This window comes from Armatimonadota bacterium (genome assembly GCA_023511795.1).
Lineage (GTDB): Bacteria > Armatimonadota > UBA5829 > DTJY01 > DTJY01 > JAIMAU01.
On the sequence record JAIMAU010000004.1, the window covers coordinates 162,863 to 182,381 of the forward strand.

A 19,519-nucleotide genomic window follows, 5' to 3' on the forward strand; every position below is an offset into this window, starting at 1 on the left:
CGATGGATCATGAAAGCATAATTCCAAACGGAAAGATAAAAAATATACTAGAATGCATGCTTTTTGTCTCGCCTCAACCTCTAATTGTTAGGCAAGTAGCCCAATCTCTTGAAATCGACGAGGGAGAGGTCGAGAGGGCTATTCACGAATTAAGGTTAGATTACAATGGACGGGGACTGCAGATTGTCCGCATAGCTGGCGGGTATCAGATGTGCACCCGTCCAGAGTACGCCGACGACATTGCAAAGCTGTTAAAACCCGAGCGCGTCAGGCTTTCCAGGGCAGCTCTCGAAACCGTTGCAATTATTGCTTACCGACAGCCAATTACAGCACCTGAAATTGAGGCAATTCGCGGCGTAAATTCCGATGGCGTGCTTCACACGCTTTTAGAACGCGGACTTATAAAGCAGGTTGGGCGAAAGGAAACGGTCGGACGACCCATTCTTTACGCTACTACGGAGGAGTTTCTGAACCACTTTGGATTGAACGATTTATCGGAACTACCAGAGCTTGAGGAAGTCGAGTTGCCCGAGTCTAACCTAGAGAAGTCAAATGAAGAATCATAAGACAGCAATACTATGTTTGCTAATAATAACTTCGCTTCAGGTGGCTACAATGGGAGCGCCAATGCCTCCCAAAGTAACAGCTGAATCAGCCCTGCTTGTAGACGCAACATCTGGCAAGGTACTCTATGAAAAGCGTTGCCGCGTTCGCCGGCCGCCTGCAAGCTTGACAAAGATAATGACTGCCATACTAATACTCGAGCACGGCAACCTGGACGACGTTGTAACCGCTTCGAAGCATGCTTGTAATACACCCTATGGGTCACTACATCTTAAGCCCGGCGAGAAGCTCACCCTCCGCGACCTACTCCGGGCAATTCTCATGAGGTCAGCAAACGACGGGGCAGTTTGTGCAGCCGAACATATCGCAGGTTCGGAGAGAAAATTCGTTGCAATGATGAACAAGAAAGCCAAAGAGATTGGAGCAATAAGCACACACTTTGCCAACCCTCACGGCCTTCATGACCCAAGCCATTATTCTACTGCATACGACATTGCGCTAATCGCGAGGCATGCAATCCGTTATCCGGAATTTAATGCTATTGTCCAAAAGAAGCAAGCTAGAATCGAAAGGTCAATAAACTCTTTAGATGTCACCCTTAAAAACACAGCAAAGTTTCTATCAAAATTTGAAGGGGCGGACGGAATTAAGACTGGCTATACAAAAGAAGCTGGCCACTGCTTTGTAGGGTCAGCCACAAGAAACGATTGGCGGCTAATCGCCGTCGTGTTAAAAAGCAAGGACACCTGGACAGACACAGCAGTGTTGCTAAACTATGGGTTTAAATACTTCCGACAGATCGCTTTTGCCAAAGAAAATGAAGTTGTTACTACTATTGCCGTATCAGGTGGAAAACAAGAGAAGGTTGACCTCGTTGCCAGCGCCCCACTTGCCGTGGTGGTAAAAAAGTCAGACAAGGTAGAGTCAAAGGTTGACTTGGATGCACCAAAGAAAGTTTCTGCACCAGTCAAGAAAGGCGAGAAAATAGGCACAATAACTGCTTGGGTCAACGGCAAGAAATTAGGCTCTGTGGATTTGTGTGCCGCCACAGAGGTAGAACGAACCCTATGGGCAACAGCGTGGCTATGGATAAAGACACTTATAACAAGTACATTAATCTTCTCATTGGGAATTATAGCATATGGAACAGCGGTTGCAAAAATTGCTCGCCGCCGCAGGCGTCGCCTCGCGGCGCGAAGCTGAAAATTTGATACTGGCCGGGCGTGTAGCAGTCAACGGCAAAGTAATTACCCAACTTGGCGCAAAAGCCGATCCAGATAAAGATAAAATTACTGTTGACGAAAAGCTAGTAGACCTGCATCCTCAAAAAGTCTATGTTCTTCTAAATAAGCCCCGAGGATATACTTGCACTCGGCGAGATCCACATGCGGCAAAGGTCATCACCGACTTGGTAAAGGGCGTTGGCGTGCCGTTATACCCAGTTGGCAGACTTGATGTTGAGACCGAAGGCCTTATAATTCTAACAAATGACGGCGACTTTGCCTACAAAATCACCCATCCAAAGTTTAAAGTGCCAAAAACATATCATGCAGAGGTCAAAGGGCTAATAACCCAAGATGCTATTCGTCAGCTTAGACATGGCGTTAGACTCGACGATGGAATCACCCAACCTGCTTTGATAAAAAAAGTAGCATTGAATACTGCTAGGTACACCAGTAGCGTTGATATAGTCATCCATGAAGGAAGAAAACGACAGATACGTCGAATGTTCGACGCAATAGGCTATCCTGTGATTAAGCTAACTCGCACAAAAATAGGAGGGCTTGAAATTCGCGGTCTCCGTCCTGGCGAATGGCGATTTCTCACCCCAGAGGAGGTCGGCAACCTTCTCGCCGTGGCATCATGATTATGCACAGACTTGCAATAATTTTTGCACTTTTCTACTTTGCCTCTGGACTTGCCTATTCAACACACTACCCACTTAGGGTAAAAGACTCCAGAGGAAAGACAGTCACCATCACAAGAGAACCAAAGCGCATAGTTTCCCTTGCTCCTAACAACACTGAGATACTATTCGCTCTTGGCTTAGGCAATCGTGTAGTTGGCGTAACTAAATACTGCAATTATCCGCCCGCTGCCCGAAAAAAGCCCAAAGTTGGCGACCGAATCACAAGCGTTGAGAAAGTTATAGCCCTCAAACCCGACCTTGTATTAGCACATGGATTCCTTAACGATGAAGCAATTCGCTCGATTGAACGGCACAACATAAAGGTTTTTGCACTTGACCCAAAAACTATTGGCGAAGTAGTAAGGGATATTCGGCTTGTTGGTCTAATTACCAATCGTGAGCGAGAAGCAAAAAAAGTCACAAACAAAATAAGCAGTGCAAAGCGGTTGGTTGCAAGACAAACTGCAAGTATAAAATCAAAACCTAGAGTGCTTGTCGCTGTGCAAGCCGACCCACTTTGGGTGGCAGGGCCAAAGACCTTTGTTGACGAGATGATTGCCATTGCAGGCGGGGTCAATATTGCACACGATGCCAAGCCTGGCTTCAATCAATTCTCCATCGAGCTAGCGGTGAGCAGAGACCCTGAAATAGTCATAGGAACCACAAAAGGTGACAAAGAGATATTTTCGCGCGGAGTATGGAAGACTACAAGTGCGATACGAAAGCAACGCATATTTGAAATTGACCCAGACCTTCTTTTCCGACCCGGGCCAAGGCTTGCGCAAGGCATCCTAGCCATTGCAAAGATAATACACGCCAAAACAAACAGATGATAATATTCGCCATGCCGATGTCCACATCTGACAAGGAAAATATTCGCCTAAATCTTCCGTTCAGGCTAGCAGGTTTAACAGTAATCCTGCTTGCATTGCTGACGGCAGCAGCTATCCTAAGTTCTAGCCTAGGAGCAGTCTATGTACCACCAGGACAGGTGGCAAAAGTAGTCGCCAACCATTTCATGGGAGAAACCTATTTCGACGTCCCAAGGGAAACTGACCAGATAATCTGGCAGATTCACATTCCTCGGATGATTCTTGGAGCACTAATAGGGATGTCACTTGCCATGGCAGGCGCGGTGCTTCAAGGGCTCCTGCTGAACCCACTTGCCGACCCCTATATAATCGGGGTATCAGCCGGAGCAGCAGTTGGCGCGGGACTCGCCATGTTATCTGGTCTTTCGGAATTACTCCTTGGCTTTGGGGTGCCCCTGCTGGCATTTCTCTTCGCACTTTCGGCGGTCATAACAGTCTACATGCTTGCACACAAAGGCGGTAAGGTTTCCATCCTTTCGTTTATATTGGCCGGCATTGTGGTAGGTTCATTCATGTGGGCTATGCTGACATTAATTTTGGTCGCCGCACCAAATCAGGGCCTTGAACGCATAATATTTTGGACAATGGGTAGCCTTGCGGGGTCAGATCCATGGGCAAGGGTAATTGTGCTGACGCCATTTGCCTTTCTTGGCTTCTTTGGTCTCTATGTATTTGCCCGAGATTTAAACCTCTTCGCGCTTGGCGAAGAATCAGCCAGATATTTAGGAGTGGAGGTTGAATCACTCAAGCGCATATTGATTGCGATTGTTGCCCTTGTTACAGCAGCTGCAGTATCAGTTAGTGGAACAATTGGGTTTGTAGGGCTGATGATACCACACATCACTAGAAGGCTTGTTGGAGCCGACCACCGTATACTCATACCTTGTTCAGCCCTGATTGGGGCTGTGTTTATGATAATGGCAGATGCAGCAGCTCGGTCAATCATGGCGCCAACGGAAATACCAGTGGGCGCGATTACTGCGTTGTTCGGAGCGCCGTTTTTCTTATATTTACTAAGGAAAACAGGATAGGCCAGCAACTTTCTATGGTTGCATCAAACAAAACCATAAAACATCAAATTATCTGATTGCCAATCTCTTGTTAGCTTATCTGAAAACAAGTCGCAAATAATACTATGAATAAAAAGAAAACAATCCGACCTTTAAGCATCGTAATCATACTAATCATTTTAGGCGTGATAATCTATCTTGCAATTCCTCGACCCACCTTAGTCGATGCTGTCAGGGTTCGGCGAGGTGATTTAATGGCCGAGCTTTCTACCACTGGAGTGGTAGAATCGGAAATGTCCGACATCGCTCCCAAAATCATTGCACGCGTATCCGAGCTTCTTGTTCAAGAAGACCAACTTGTACGGCGTGGACAAGTGCTTGCTGTTCTTGATAGGTCGGAACTAGAAGCTCAAGTTAGGGAAGCTCGCTCGGCACTTTCAGCAGCCCTGGAAGATCTCTCACGCTCTGAAAAAGCAGTCCACCTGCAGTTGCAACAATCCTCAGCTTCTATTGCAAGAGCAAAGGCGGCCCTGCATGCAGCCGAGGCGCAACTCGCCGACATAGCAAAAGGACCTCGTCCGCAAGAAATCGAACAAGCCCAGAACAATGTCAACCAAACCCGTGCCGAAGCCGAAAGGGCAAAAGCAGATCTTGAGCGAGCAGAAAAGCTGGTAAAGCGAGGCGCAATTGCTCCCCAGCAACTCGATGCCGCGCAAACTGCCGCCAAGGTAGCAAATGCCAGGCTCGCAGCTGCTGAGGCACAACTTGAATTGCTCAAGCAGGGTTCAAGGCCAGATGAAGTTCGCGCAGCCAGGGCGCAGGTGTCGGCCGCCCGAGCAGGACTTTTGGAAGCAAAAGCATCTGCAGAAACAGTTGCCATTCGCAAAAGCGAAGCCGCAATCGTCCGTTCGAATGTCGAGCGTGCCAAAGCAGCTCTTCAAGCAGCTCAGGCTCAACTAGGCTACGCTGTTATTCGCTGTCCATTCGACGGAATTGTTGCCCGAAAGCATCTTGAGAAGGGCGAAATAGCAGGACCTCAAATACCAATCTATACCATAGCTGACATTCGCAAAATATGGGTCACCGCAGAAGTAGACGAAGAGGACATGGCTTCCATTGCACTCGGACAGCGGGTAGTCATAAGCACCGATGCTTTCCCAGGAAAGGTAGCTCGAGGAACCGTCGTTCGCATTTCACCAATAGCCGAGCCAAAAGCAGTTGGCCGAGTAAGAGCAAAGATTGTGCGTGCAAAAATAATCGTCAACTACTCAGAATTCCTGCTTAAACCTGGGATGGAAGTGGATATAAGCGGCAGCGTTCTAATTGGGCGTAATCAACTACTTGTTCCAAACGACGCACTTCTTCAAGTCGGGAAGGAATACCAAGTCTTCGTTATAAAGGGCGGTCGGGCATATCCAAAAACAGTGACCCCTGGCTTGTCAAACTATGAATATACTGCAATCTCGAGGGGCCTTAGGCCTGGCGAGCTTGTCATTGTATCGCGGCCGGAGCAACTTAAACCTGGTTGGCTTGTTCGAGTACGGAGGCAAACCAGTGCAACAAGATGACGGTCCCCTGGTCGAACTAGACGGTGCTGCAAAGACCTACACAATGGGTAAAGTAATCGTCCAAGCGCTCAAGCCAACGTGGCTGAAAATCGAACGCGGCAAGTTTGTTGTGATACTTGGGCCAAGCGGGTCTGGAAAAACCACTGTGCTGAACTTGATTGGCGGAATTGACAGACCTACTGAAGGCCGCGTACTGTTTGAAGGCCGGGACCTAACCGAAATGACCGAAGACGAAATTACTGAATACAGACGCAAATGCGTTGGTTTTGTCTTTCAATTTTTCAATCTTATACCAACTTTGACTGCAAGAGAGAATGTTGAGTTTGTAGCCGAATTAGTAGAAAACCCAGCCGACGTAATGGAAGTACTGAGTGAAGTTGGTCTTGCTGACCGTGCCGACCATTTTCCTAGCGAGCTATCGGGCGGCGAGCAGCAGAGAGTTGCGATTGCCAGGGCGCTCGTAAAAAACCCCCCTCTTCTTTTAGCAGACGAACCCACAGGAAATCTTGACTACGAAACAGGCAAACACATACTGTCATTGATGCGCAAGATTAACCAATCTAGGGGAATTACTGTAGTGATTGTTACACACAATTCAGCAGTAGCTGAAATAGCCGACCGTGCGGTATTTCTTAGAAGTGGCGAGATAGTCAAAACCAAAGTGAATGAACATCCCTTGGACCCAGAAGAACTGAAATGGTAATTAGCAAGCTCACCTTAAAACTAATTCGCGACATACGCTTCTCTCCGTGGCTTTTTCTGGGAATTATGGTTATGGTCGCTTCAGGAATTGCCCTCTACGATGCAACATACCTTTCGTACTACAACCTAGGTCGCTCGTATAATCTCTCCTACGAAAAGCTAAACCTGGCTGACTTCACTGTTGATGTTCAATCTGCGCCCCAAGAAATTACTAACCAAATTAAACGCATTCCAGGTGTGATGCGCATAGAGGGACGTTTTATCGAAGAATTGGGAATAGAACAAAAGCTATCTGCGAAGCGCGTAATCGGGCGAATCGTGTCAATTCCAGACAAAGGTCAACCAGCGGTCAATACTCTCAAAATCATCAGAGGCCACATGCCCGCGCTTGGCAATAAGAGGGAACTACTGCTCGAAGCAGGGTTTGCAAAATATCATGGGTACAAGCCTGGCGATGTAATTTATCCGATTGTGGATGACGATAAAGTAAAGTTCCGCATATCTGGAATTGCTATGAGCCCTGAATATATTGTCGTCGTTCGAAGCAGGGACAATCCAATACCGATGCCCGAACAATTTGGAGTAATGTTTATACGAAAGGAGATTGTTGACCGTCTGTTTGGAAGCTCTGGAACTATAAACCAAGTGGCTGTCAAAATTTTTCCAGGTGCCAATAGGTCCAAAATCATGCGGCAAGTTGAGCAGGTTCTCCGACCTTATGGAGCCGAGGAACCGCTTCCTAAGGAAAATCAACCAAGCTACGAAATGCTTAACCTTGACCTTCGTGCTCTCCGCAACCTAGCCATATTTTTCCCAGTGCTCTTTCTTGGGATGGCAAGCCTTAGCATATACAATCTGCTCAGCCGGATGGTTTACGCGCAAAGGCCACAAATTGGGTTTATGCGAGCAACAGGATACTCAAGAAAGGCTGTGCTTAGGCATTACGTTGCTTTTTCGCTATTAATAGGCATTCTTGGTTCATTATTTGGCAGCTTATTAGGCTACCGTATGGGCGAATATATTACAAACCTTGATGTGTCACAGCTTAGCGTACCATATGTTGATATCCAACCGCGCTTCGAAGTAATGATGATTGGATTTTTGATATCTATCATAGTAAGTTTGCTTGCTGGGCTAGTTCCAGCCCTCACGGCATCGCAAATGACACCTGCAGAGGCCATCCGCCCTGAAATTCCAATGGCGGGCAGAGTACCTATTTTTGAAAACCTCCTACCAGCCCTCAAGCAGCTTTCTTATACCTGGCGCCTCCCATTACGCAATCTCCTAAGAAGACCAAAGCGCACAATATCAACGATTCTAGGTGTTGCTTCATCAATTACACTTATCCTTGTGACTTTGGGATTAATAGATTCTTCAAAAGCGCTGGTAAGCTTCTACTTTGACCGCTTGCTAAAGTACAACTTGCTAGTCGGTTTTGTCACTATACAAAATGAGTCTCCGCTGGGCTTAGTTCGAACGTGGAAAGGTGTTGAGCGAGCAGAACCATTTCTGCAAGTACCGGTTAAATTCATACACAATGGCAATCACAAGTTCGGACTCATCTTTGGGGTTGATCCAAATACCCGCCTGCTGAATCCCATATCTTTTGAAGGCAAGCGAATATCTGTGCCAAAGAAAGGCATACTCGTCGGGGACTTGCTTGCAATAAAATTAAATTTAACACCCGGCCAATACGTAACCATTACACTTCCAAAGAAGACCACCCCCCAGTTGCCAATTTCAGAAGAAGGTGGGGTGCAAGTATCAAGATTTCGCAATGATGTATTTTCCCGGAGCCGGGGGTTGCAAGAGATAACTTTTAAAACATTAGTTCCCGTTGTCAATCGATCGTTCCAACCGATTGGCAACATCGCGATAATGTCAATTTTCGAAACCCGCCACATTTTTGGAAAAGAACTCGAGCTTCCTCTGCACGCAATAAATGCAATACTCATAAAGGCAGACGACCGATATGTTTCTGCAATACAACGACGGCTTTATGACCTACCAAACGCAGCCTCTGTTGCCAACCTCAAGGACATGAGGTATGAGATTAATGAAATGATGAAAACTCTAAACATATTCACAGATGTAATGCTCATGTTTGCAATTGCCCTTGCGTCAATTATTATATTCAACGCCACAACGATGAACATCCTGGAACGTACTAGGGAATTTGCTTCTATGAGGGCACTAGGCGTAGGGAGCTGGAAAATTGCGGCTATGGTAACAATTGAAAATTTAAGCACATGGGTTGCAGGAACAATCATTGGCCTGCCAATTGGTCGCCAATTGGCAGATTACTTTGTAAAATTATATACTAGCGAAGCCTTCCATATGCAAACTGTAATCTTTAGCAGAACCTATGCATGGACCCTAGTCGGGATTCTCGCCGCTGTCTTAATTTCACAAATCCCTGGAATACGCTACCTCATGACTCTCGACCTCGCCTCTGCAACCAAAGAGGTCAGCGGCTAAAATAATTTAATTAAAAAACCTATTTCTATGGATGCTTGCGGACTATTCGGACAATATCCGCTACAAACTTGCCGATATAAGGAACTACTTCGAGGCGGCTGAGAATCCATAGAATTAACGCTAATATCAATGTCGCTCCTATGGCTCCACCAAGGCCTCCGAGTACTCCATTAACAAAACTAAGCATCGCCATCCTTCGAGGGTTTAGAAGAAACTGAATGTATTGCTGTAACTTAAGCTTCTCTATCAAATTAGTTAGGCGGTTAATCTCTCGTATTAGCAAGCTAATTTTGTCATCTAACCGTTTAATCTCATCCAAAAGGTCTCTGAAATCTTGCCCAGACATTACCCGATTTCCCTTGTAGGTATCAATTTCATCTTGCTTTTTATGTCGGGACTTGACTTAGTATTCCCAATTTAAAGGTAAAATTCCAAAAGGATATCTGTAGCATTCGACTCATGTGCATCAAAACAATCTCGAGGTTAGCCAATCTAGCAATTCTGTGGCTAAAAAATTAAAGCGCAGTAATTAGCAGTAATTAAAGGAACTGGGAGAAAATGGAAGAAGAACAAGGACGACTCGTCTATCTACCTGAGTATCAACACTGGCGTACAAGTCCATGGTGGAAAGTAATGCTCATAGGGCTGGCGCTATACGGAGTTGGCATTACAATACTTGCGCTAACCAAAAATTTCAAACTTTTGCCAGCCGTTGTGCTTCTTGGAACCTTCATTATGCCTGTTACGTATGTTACCTTCTTCTATAATCATCGCGTGTTAAGCCAGATAACAATACTAACACTGGGCCTTACTTTCTTCTATGGCGGAATTCTTGGCATTTTTGCTGCTGCCCTATTGGAACCTTTATTTATTCGGCAACTCAATTTCTATTCTTCGTTTAAAGTTGGTCTAATTGAAGAATTTGCAAAAATACTTGGAGTACTGGCTATTGCTCGCCATCGGCGCCATGATTCAGAAATGGACGGATTGATTCTTGGTGCAGCAGCAGGAATGGGCTTTGCTTCACTTGAAAGCGCAGGATATGCCTTTGTGGCTTTCCTACACAGTCAAGGCAATCTATCAGTTATGACTGCTGTTACTCTCATCCGGGGAGTACTAACGCCACTCGGGCACGGAACGTGGACAGCTATTCTCGCTGGAGTGCTGTTTCGGGAAAGTACCGAGCGAAAATTCACCATTGATTGGCAAGTTATAGGAACTTATCTTTTTGTTTCAGTTCTGCATGGCCTATGGGATGGATTGCCATTTGCGATGGCTTCTCTAAACCTAGTAGGCATTGAGTTTCTTATTGGCGAGCTTGTTGTTGGGGGAATTGGAATTTTCGTTCTTGCTCGCATGTGGCGCGAGAGCCGACGACTACAAATAATCCGCTATCTGGAAGCTGGACTAATCAATCAACGACGTGCAGCCTAGGAGAGCTAGCAGACGTATATTTTACATGTCGTTAATTCTCCTGTGGGAAAGTGCCGGCCAATGCAAGAAAACAACTTTCAACCGAACCTACCGGTCCGTTATCTTCCGAAGTAATTCAACATAGAATTTGTAGTTTTCAAATGGAACATCCGGAGGCACAGAATGATCAATCGCCGGAATGTAACCACCTTCATCCATCAATCGTGGGACTTTTCGTAATAACTCATGCTCAATCTCCGCCTTTCCTTTGGCTAGAACACGCTTATCTATACCGCCCCACAAAACCAGGTTGCGCCCATATTTCTCGCGGATTGGAATCGGCTCCATGCCCGCTGCAATTTCCAAAGGAAAGAAGACATTCACTCCAGCCTCGATGAACAAGTCAAGAAGCGGCAGATTGTCGCCATCCGAGTCCACAATAATATTGTTTATCCCTTTTGAGCGTATGGAAGCGATAACTTCTTTATAATACGGAAGCACAAACTCTCTGAATATATTTGGGCCGACGAGCGGACCATTTTTAAAAGCCATATCTTCCCAAATGTAAACAAAGTCTAACTCGACGTTCGGAAGGGTACGGTCGAATACACCGATATAGAAATTTGCCCAATGCTCCATTATGTCATGTACCAGTGCAGGATCATCATAATAAACATAGGCAAGCTTTTCTTCGCCAAAGAGGTTTCGTGGGAAACCATATCCTCCACATATTGCCATACCAACAGGATTTGACCTATTCGCAATCTTCTTCCTGAGCTCATCCCAATTCGGATAACGTTCTGGGTCAGAAGGGTTGAGACGCCACTTTAGATTTTCCCAATCCTTTCTCTCGGAGACTGGAAACTCGATAAACTGTGACATTGAGAGTTCTGCGTTATCTTTTCGGTCGCGCTTTACTATTCCCTGTCCATCTCGGTAAGTAATGGTAAATTCGTCTTCTTCCAGCACCTGATACTCAAACGGAGGTCTGTAGGGGTTATGAGTAAAGCCAGCATCCACTTGGATAAATTCCCAAGCATCCATCTCAAAATACTGCTCCGGCCGCATTCCCTTCGGCAAACCCTCTTGCCACCACCGCTGGACCGTAGAATTCCAAAAACCAAGACAATCCCATCGCGGCGGATGATCTACTTGTTCAAAGTTACATGTCTTTAAAAAGCGTTCGCGTGCGTTCAAACCTCTCTCCTCAGGTGAATTTCTACTTCCTTGCAAGATTCAAACTTACCTCCGCAACCCTACGGCGCAGGTCGTCAAGATATTTTGACAACGTGGCGGTAGAAATGTGCTTCTCTGCAATTGACTGCAAGTCGGAAAATGCGTTTCTAGCTTCCTCCAGCACCAACTTCGCACTAGAAGTATCCTTACCAGACTTCTCTGCTTCCGATACAAGCCGGCCCAGAAGGTGAAGAGCACGGAAGTCTTCGTGCCCTTTCCAAAAAGCCTCCCAACGACGTGACGGCACAGGCCCGTTTAAACCAGGGTAAACAGTTGAGAATGTAGCTAGGCGCTCATTTTTTATATTTGCTGACTCCCAAGGTATCTCACCCCACCACATATGAGCAAAGTATCCCCAGCCTGTAAGGCCATGGCGGAATGATTGCCAGGCAAGCGAACGGTAATAACCTACTGGATCTAGACGTTTAGAGTCGCCGCTACATACATAAAGCCATATTTCCTTGCCAGTGTTCCTCATGAAATTGCGAGCGTCTTCGTCCTCTATCACAGGACCGCGAGGCACCCAAATATCAACCGCGTCTTTTATCAGCTTCAGGCGCTCGACCTCGGTAAAGTTTGCCGTAACCAATATCCTTGCCTTTGGGTCGGCCTCGCGGACCAAGCGGCCAATATCTGCGTGGATTTTGAGCTTCGCCTGTGATGCGGGCTCATCAACAAGCTCGAATGCAAAATCATTGTAATCTAAGCCAAGAGATTTCAAATGGCCAACCCAATCTCGAAACCAGTTAACGAAACCCCTCCTGTATTCGGGACCCATATATTCGAAGCCGGCCTTCTTAGCCACATTGTCGTAGAATAATCCAATACTATATATGCCGGCAACCATTCCATATGATTTATATGCGGCAACCAACTCATCATGCTTTGTATAGTCTATTGGCTTTGCAAGGTTGCCTTCTTTGTCAAATGTTGGCATCACGAGATTTGGGCTGATAAGGAAGACATTCACACCGTGCTCAACAGCATCCCTAAGATACGCCTGAGGATTTGCCTGCGCCCAAGATATTTTCAGTATGTCGCCCCACGTGCAAATCCATGGCTTCGGCTCGCGAGGTAGATCCAACGGATAGATTGTAAAGCTTACCTTCACCTTTTGTTCAGGTCCTCCTGTCAGCGGCTTGACGCTTAGAAAACCTGTGTAATCTCCTGCCTCCAAACCATCGGTTTTAACCACAAGGAACACTTGGCTGCTTTGCTCCGAAGGAATCGTCAATCTGCCTGCTTCGTCTATAAGCGGAAGCGCATCGCCGACAAAGGTTTCGGCCTCAGCATCTTCTTTAACAAACACGCATGTTCGAATCTGCACATGGTCCGCTGGAATATTTCCTGTAGATTGGTCAATGACTATTCGGAAATCGAGCGTTGAGTCGCTTAAATTTGTTATATTGAAAGCCATGTACACTTTCTCGCCGCGGTATGCTATGGCATGAACTTCAGGAGACGGTTGGATATCTTTCGGAATATCATAGGGCTTCAACTGCGTCCAAGGGTCAGCAGGCCATATGGCAAACTCACGGCCTGGTTCGACAGCAATTTTTAGTTTCTTGATTTTGGCGTGGAACTCGGTGATAGATAAACAACGCTCAAGTTCGTCAAGAGATCTTGACATCCCTGCAAGCTGACCGGAAGTCGCCTCTGGAATGTATTGCACAGACTTGAATACGGCATCGCGTCGTGCTTTGAGCGCTTCAAAGCTGGCAGCTAGACTATCCGTCATGTCTTTTGGCATTCTTCTTAAATACAACTCTAGGGTTCTCAATCTTGCAGAAATCTCCGCAAGCCTTGTTCTAATAAGAGGAACATCATAAGGCCGTAAAATCCTATAGAAAGGCTTGCCCCCGACCGAAGCTTCGAGAACAGCCGTAAGCCTACCTTCCTCTCTAAACTCATCAACAAGGTGGAACTTTTGAGAGGAATGAGGTTCTATCGAAAGCGTAATCTCTCGTATTGTTTTTGGAAGAGCTTCCATTAAATAAGTTTCCATGCGCATTTGGAGCGACTTATTAGTAGTATTCGTCACTTCCCCGCTGCGTTCAACAACACCGTTCGGTGAAGCTAGAAACTGCTTGATGTTTATGACGGGAACATCGGTACCGAAAACAAGCATTCCAAAGTTATCCGGCTCGTGAAAGCCTGCTTTCACCGGCGACCAAGAACTAAACTCGCCGCTCGACCTACTCTCGCGACTAAAGTTGACTTTCCAGCGTGTACCAGGCTCTGGCGAAGAACCAAAAACGGAAAAGGGTATTTCTATTTCAGCAGACCAGCCATCCCTTCGCAGAGAAACCGCCGCCTTCCAATCAGCGTTCCAAGAGCTATCAGTTTGCGTTGGCTTAGGCTTTATAGCGTCATACATTGTCCCTGAAATACCCACGGCGAAGTGATAATAAGATTGCATTTCGCGCTCAGGTTGGATGAAAACCTCAACACAATCGGCGCGAAAGATGTCGCTATCCCGCTCTTCGAGCCTGCCAACGACTCTAGGCATCTTCTCCTCGTGGCAATCGAAGGCTATATAAAGCATGCGCTCAGAATAACAAACATAGATTTGCGTATCTTGAGTTGGCATGCGCCAAGTACGCATTAAGAGAGTGTAAGGTACTTTCGTTGCCAGTCCCCACTCATCATCACTTAGCCGGCCGTCAATCGCTATCGGTCGAGTAATCCTCGGAATGGTCAGCAACGGCGATGATGATTTGGGCTCCTCCGCATTTGCTGGAATTTGAGCAAGAACAACTTTGGCGAATACAATTAGTGAAATGGTTTTCAGCGCAACCCTTCGTGCACCCATCTATGTTACCTTTCAGCCCTTTATGCCCGTCATTGTTATTCCTTGAATGAAGGTTCGCTGTGTGAAGAAGAAAAGTATGACAATGGGAATAGTTACGACTGTTGACACAGCCATGAGCATCCCCCAATAGGAACCGTACTGGCTTGAAAACATCGCCAATCCAAGTGAAAGTGTATATTTCGACTGATCAAAGAGGTAGATTAGAGGTCCGAGATAGTCATTCCACGCACCCATAAAGCTAAACAGTGCTACTGTCGCCAGCGCCGGTTTCGAAAGGGGCACTATCACTCCTCGGTATATCTGAAGTTCCGAACAGCCATCGATTCGTGCCGCATCAGTCAAGTCTTTAGGAATAGACATAAAGAACTGCCGGAGGAGGAAAATTAGAAATGCGTTGCCAAGAAACGACGGCACTATCAGTGGGAGAAATGTATCTATCCAGCCAAGCTTGGTAAAAATAGTAAACAATGGAACCATCACTACCTGATAAGGAAGCATCATAGTGCTGAGGAGAAGGAAAAAAACGAAATCTCTTCCTCGCCAAGGTATTATTGCAAGCCCATATGCTACAAGTGAACAAGAAAGCAATGCGCCAATAACGTTGGATACCGAAATAATTAGCGTATTCCTCAAATAGGTAAAAAACGGGACAAAAGTTAAACCCTCGGTATAGTTCGACCACTTAAGTGGATGCGGAATCCACACCGGCGGTATTCGGAAAATTTGGTTTTCAGTCTTAAGAGATGTTGTTATCAACCAGTAAAATGGCAGAAAGAAAGCCACGCTGAAGATAATCAGCGCGCAATAGGTTGCAATTCGTAATACTTTGCTTTCCCTCGCCATAGCCTAGCGTCCTCCATAGTAAACATATCGTGCCGATGTCTTAAAAATTAGCAGGGTAGCTGCCATAATAAGCATAAAAAGCAGCCAAGCCATTGCACAAGCGTACCCCATTTTGAAAAACTGGAATGCATTTTGGAACAAGTACATAGAAAACATCATCGTCGAGTTTACAGGACCGCCCGTTCCGCGAGTCATAACCCATGCCTGAGTGAAATATTGCAGACTACCTATGACACCCATAACAGCAGTAAAGAAAATGTATGGACTCATAAAAGGTATTGTTACGTGACGCGTTTTCTGCCAGCCGGTTGCTCCATCGAGACTTGCCGCCTCATAAAGCTCATGAGGCACGTCTTGAAGTCCCGCAAGATAGATTACAACCCATGCGCCCACACCCCAGACGCTCATTAGAATCAGAGCGGGTTTTGACCAGCGCGGGTCGGCAAGCCATCCTGGACCATTAATTTGTGGGAGGCCAACTGCTGCGAGAATCTTGCCGAACCCTTCTATTATTGCGTTTACTAGGCCGTTCTCGGGATTTAGAATCCATAGCCAGAGTACCGAGCTTGCAACCACAGGAACTATCGACGGGAGGTAGAAAATAGTGCGGAAGAACGCAAGCCCCCGCACTTTCGCATTCAAGAGAACAGCTAGTGCAAAAGCGGTGATAATCCCAAGTGGGACAGCAAACACTGTATAATAAACAGTGTTCCAGAGTGCCTCGCGCAAGAGGCGGTCATGAAGCATGAATTCGTAATTTCCCATCCCTATCCACACAGGCGGCTTGAGTCCTGTATATCGGCAGAAGGAATAATATAGGGATGCGGCCATAGGATATAGTGTGAACCCAACAAGCCCCAGCAATGCGGGAAGAGTAAAGAGTAGCCCATTCCGCATATTTACCTTTTCAATTCGGCTTGTTCTTTTGAACCTTTTCATACTCTGAAGCCACGCCTCTAATTAATACTTGCTACTTCCCGATATATCTTAACTACACGTCGTGCAGTTGCATCCCAATTGAATGTCTTTGCGCGCTTTAACCCCCGAGCAGATAATTCGGACCTTAGTGACATGTTTGATAGCACCTCCGCCATTGCGTCCGCTAGTGCTTCCGGTGTTGGGTCAACGGCTAATCCTGCGTCGCCAATGACTTCCGGCAGAGCTGAGAGATTGCTTGTAATAACAGGCACCCCGCACGCCATTGCCTCCAACGCGGGGAGACCAAATCCTTCGTATACCGAAGGATAGACGCTGAGGTCGGCCGCATTGTAGAAATGTGGCAAATCCTCATTGGACACGACTCCGGTCAGCATCAAGTCTTCCGAGATTCCAATGGAATCAGCCAGCCTTAATAGCTGGCGGTCCTGTCCACGGTGATTTCCCAATATGACAAGTTTGTGCTTTATTGGCAAGATTCCTTTTAGAATCCCAAAAGCACGAATAAGGGAATGGATATTCTTCCTTGCAGGAATCACCCCAACGGTAACAATAAACGACTGGCTTATAGAATACTTTTCTTGAATAATTTTCTTTGAATAAGCTTTATCGAGTGGCTGGAATTGTTCTTCTACCCCTGGATAGACAACCTCAATTTTCTCCGGCGGCACGCAATACAATTCTATCATCTCGCTCTTTGTGAAATTTGAAAGCACAAGTATCCTTGCCGCTCGACGCGCTCCAATTCTCATGCCTAGGTCAAGGAGAAACCGGTCTTTGAATGAAAAGAATTGTGGACACCGTCGGAATGATACATCATGAACAGAAGTAATTATTGGACATGGGGCATATGGGGGCATTGAGTATTGAACATGTGCAACTTGTACCCTATCTTTTCCTAGCATACGCGGGAATGACCACAAGCACCAGTCCCGGCCAGTCAATGCGCTTAGCTGACGAACTGCGAAACCACTAGTTTCTGATGGATTGGGTGGCGGAAGCTTCGAAAATGTATAAAGGAGATATTCATCCTGATGGCCCTCATTAATTCTGGAAATGCCTCCAATTAAACCGCGCCAATACGTCCGGTCGCCGGAGAATCCACCCTGGATGAGGCGAGCATCAATCCCTATTTTCATTTTTCGACCACCGGGCGAGGCATCTTGCAATGCGCAAGATAGGAATCAATGACTTTTTCCACGCCATCATCCAAGCGAATCTCCCCAGCATCAAGCCAAATTGCGCGGCTCGCCACTTCGCGCACTGCTTTCATATCGTGAGATACAAAAATAATTGTCTTGCCTTTGTTTTGAAACTCGCATACTTTTTCGTAGCATCTTTGCTGGAATGCTTCATCACCAACCGCCAGGACCTCATCAACGAGTAGTATGTCTGGGTCCACTTGCACTGCTATTGAGAACCCCAGGCGCATTACCATACCGGAAGAATACGTGCGAAGTGGTGCATCGATGAACCGCTCCAGTTCAGCAAACTTGACTATCTCGTCCATCCGACGACGGACCTCCTTGCGTGGGAGACCCAAGATAGATGCATTTAGATATATATTCTCAATCCCGGTCAAGTCAGGATGGAAACCTGCCCCAAGCTCAAGCAGTGCAGAAACTCGTCCTTTTACTTCAACTAAGCCGGATGTAGGCTTGTAAACAGACCCTATAATCCCTAGAAGAGTGCTCTTGCCCGAACCATTTTCTCCAATTACAGCAAGCGTCTCACCAGATTGAACTGAAAAGCTAATCCCCTTGAGGGCATAAATGATCTCATATTTTGGTCTGCGGAACGAGAGCACTAGCGATTTAAGAGTGCCAAATCTATCATGGTATAGACGAAATGTTTTTGTAAGGTTTTCAATACGTATGATTTCCATATTTAAAGTAACTCAGCAAACAGCCACTTCTTGCGATTGAAAAAGGTATAGCCAGCAATAAAAATTAAAAGTGAAGTTACTGCCGCAAGTCCAAGGTATGTGTAATTCATCCCTAGGTCTCTTATTTCACCAACGTTGAATGGAGGTAGAAGAAGCTTTCGATATGCAATCATTAACATTGAGAGCGGATTTAGATAGAAAAACTTCAGCACAAGCCCCTGGTATGCCGCTGGTATTTTATCCGAATAGTAAATCTGCTCAACAAGAAAAATGATTGGAGTACCATAAAATGCCACTGTAAGAAGCACAGTCATCATGTATTTGATATCTTCATAAAATACATTAAGACATGATATAAACAGTGATATCCCAAGCGTTAGGATAAGCTGGATGAGCACAACAACCGGCAGTAGTAACCAAGTTAGCAAGATGGGAGTTCCCAACACTAGTAAGTAAATAAAGAAAAGGCCGAGTGCCAAAATAAAATGCACTAGATTTGACAAAACAATTGAAACAGGAAGCGCCTCTCGCGGAAAGTATGTCTTCTTTACCAAGTCACCATGCATTAAAACTGACATACTCGAATCGAGAAGCGACATTTGAAAGAAGGTCCATGGCAAAAAAGCACAAAGCAAATATGCGGAATAGTTTGGAATCTTTACATTCATTATAAATTTGAACACTATGGTAATTGTCGCAACCTGGAGAAGTGGATTAGCGAGCGACCAGAAAAATCCTAAAACTGAGTTCTTATACCTGACTCGTATGTCACGTATGACAAGATTTAACACTAGCTCTCGGTATTTCCAAAGTTCTGCTAGCTCTCTAATCATCCGCTGGCCTCCTATCGGCCTCCTCGCGAACAGGCACAAGTAACTTCATCAGCTCCGCGCCAGGAATCAAAACCTTTCGCTTTCCTGCAACACGGTAGGCATTAACCTTTCCCTGGCGAATATACGAGCGAATAGATGATTGACTGACCTTAAGGTAATTTGCGGCTTGCTCGATGGTATAGAGATCAGGGAATTCGTCTGCCATATTGTCCTCACAGATACTAGCATGCGGCAACAGGCTGTTAGTTCAAAAACTAAACATGGTTACCATCCGTAGTATAGCGTTATTGATATTAGTTGTCAAATCTTGACGGAATAAAGTAGCAAATTAGAACAAATGATATATGGAACGTTTTAGTCGGCTTTCAATTTCGTCGCAAATAGTCTATAGATAAAATAGATGCCTTATTTAAAGCTGGAGTTTTAACAAAAAACTATGGTTTTTATACCTGCTCAAC

General features: G+C 45.9%; 18 protein-coding genes. 9 read left to right on the plus strand and 9 right to left on the minus strand.

Features of this window, described 5'->3' with window-relative positions; genetic code table 11:
* Positions 1-2 precede the first annotated feature (2 nt).
* From scpB to K6T99_06285, 8 genes are all read left to right on the plus strand, one after another.
* The gene (scpB, locus tag K6T99_06250) at positions 3-566 is read left to right on the plus strand and encodes an SMC-Scp complex subunit ScpB (protein ID MCL6519416.1); all 564 of its coding nucleotides are present in this window, start codon (positions 3-5) and stop codon (positions 564-566) included.
* Complete coding sequence (locus K6T99_06255; GenBank protein ID MCL6519417.1) at positions 553-1,767, plus strand: D-alanyl-D-alanine carboxypeptidase; 1,215 nt, start codon at positions 553-555, stop codon at positions 1,765-1,767. Before scpB ends, K6T99_06255 begins: the two co-directional genes overlap by 14 nt.
* Complete coding sequence (locus K6T99_06260; protein ID MCL6519418.1) at positions 1,706-2,431, plus strand: rRNA pseudouridine synthase; 726 nt, start codon at positions 1,706-1,708, stop codon at positions 2,429-2,431. Before K6T99_06255 ends, K6T99_06260 begins: the two co-directional genes overlap by 62 nt.
* Complete coding sequence (locus K6T99_06265) at positions 2,428-3,306, plus strand: helical backbone metal receptor (GenBank protein MCL6519419.1); 879 nt, start codon at positions 2,428-2,430, stop codon at positions 3,304-3,306. The genes K6T99_06260 and K6T99_06265 overlap by 4 nt, the downstream gene beginning before the upstream one ends.
* Before the next feature lie 11 nt (positions 3,307-3,317).
* Positions 3,318-4,376 carry an iron chelate uptake ABC transporter family permease subunit gene (locus K6T99_06270; GenBank protein ID MCL6519420.1) on the plus strand — a complete coding sequence of 353 codons (1,059 nt, stop codon included), beginning with the start codon at positions 3,318-3,320 and terminating at the stop codon, positions 4,374-4,376.
* A gap of 104 nt (positions 4,377-4,480) precedes the next feature.
* Positions 4,481-5,923, plus strand: a complete 1,443-nt coding sequence (locus K6T99_06275) for an efflux RND transporter periplasmic adaptor subunit (protein ID MCL6519421.1) — start codon at positions 4,481-4,483, stop codon at positions 5,921-5,923.
* Between the two features lie 43 nt (positions 5,924-5,966).
* Positions 5,967-6,626, plus strand: a complete 660-nt coding sequence (locus K6T99_06280; protein MCL6519422.1) for an ABC transporter ATP-binding protein — start codon at positions 5,967-5,969, stop codon at positions 6,624-6,626.
* Positions 6,620-9,103 (plus strand): ABC transporter permease, encoded by a 2,484-nt coding sequence (locus K6T99_06285; protein MCL6519423.1) that lies wholly within the window; start codon positions 6,620-6,622, stop codon positions 9,101-9,103. The genes K6T99_06280 and K6T99_06285 overlap by 7 nt, the downstream gene beginning before the upstream one ends.
* A 25-nt stretch (positions 9,104-9,128) precedes the next feature.
* On the opposite strand, the gene K6T99_06290 is transcribed toward K6T99_06285, so the two are convergent.
* Entirely contained in the window at positions 9,129-9,449 is a 321-nt protein-coding gene (locus K6T99_06290; GenBank protein ID MCL6519424.1) for a DUF5665 domain-containing protein, read from the minus strand.
* A gap of 212 nt (positions 9,450-9,661) precedes the next feature.
* On the opposite strand from K6T99_06290, the gene K6T99_06295 reads away from it, so the two are divergent.
* Complete coding sequence (locus tag K6T99_06295) at positions 9,662-10,537, plus strand: PrsW family intramembrane metalloprotease (protein MCL6519425.1); 876 nt, start codon at positions 9,662-9,664, stop codon at positions 10,535-10,537.
* Positions 10,538-10,624: 87 nt separating this feature from the next.
* Here the strand turns inward: K6T99_06295 and K6T99_06300 are convergent, their stop codons facing one another.
* The 8 genes from K6T99_06300 to K6T99_06335 are packed head-to-tail and all read right to left on the minus strand — an operon-like array spanning position 10,625 to position 19,266.
* Positions 10,625-11,713 (minus strand): hypothetical protein, encoded by a 1,089-nt coding sequence (locus K6T99_06300; GenBank protein MCL6519426.1) that lies wholly within the window; start codon positions 11,711-11,713, stop codon positions 10,625-10,627.
* Positions 11,714-11,735: 22 nt separating this feature from the next.
* Entirely contained in the window at positions 11,736-14,564 is a 2,829-nt protein-coding gene (locus K6T99_06305) for a DUF4091 domain-containing protein (protein MCL6519427.1), read from the minus strand.
* 12 nt (positions 14,565-14,576) lie between these two features.
* Entirely contained in the window at positions 14,577-15,407 is an 831-nt protein-coding gene (locus K6T99_06310) for a carbohydrate ABC transporter permease (protein ID MCL6519428.1), read from the minus strand.
* Positions 15,408-15,410: 3 nt separating this feature from the next.
* Positions 15,411-16,346 (minus strand): sugar ABC transporter permease, encoded by a 936-nt coding sequence (locus K6T99_06315; protein MCL6519429.1) that lies wholly within the window; start codon positions 16,344-16,346, stop codon positions 15,411-15,413.
* A 17-nt stretch (positions 16,347-16,363) separates the two neighbouring features.
* Positions 16,364-17,482, minus strand: coding sequence for a glycosyltransferase family 4 protein (locus K6T99_06320; protein MCL6519430.1), 1,119 nt, complete (start codon positions 17,480-17,482; stop codon positions 16,364-16,366).
* Positions 17,479-18,228, minus strand: a complete 750-nt coding sequence (locus K6T99_06325; GenBank protein ID MCL6519431.1) for an ABC transporter ATP-binding protein — start codon at positions 18,226-18,228, stop codon at positions 17,479-17,481. Before K6T99_06325 ends, K6T99_06320 begins: the two co-directional genes overlap by 4 nt.
* A gap of 2 nt (positions 18,229-18,230) precedes the next feature.
* Positions 18,231-19,061: an ABC transporter permease gene (locus K6T99_06330; protein MCL6519432.1), complete on the minus strand. Its 831-nt coding sequence runs from the start codon at positions 19,059-19,061 to the stop codon at positions 18,231-18,233.
* Positions 19,054-19,266 (minus strand): helix-turn-helix domain-containing protein, encoded by a 213-nt coding sequence (locus K6T99_06335; GenBank protein ID MCL6519433.1) that lies wholly within the window; start codon positions 19,264-19,266, stop codon positions 19,054-19,056. Before K6T99_06335 ends, K6T99_06330 begins: the two co-directional genes overlap by 8 nt.
* Between the last annotated feature and the right edge of the window lie 253 nt (positions 19,267-19,519).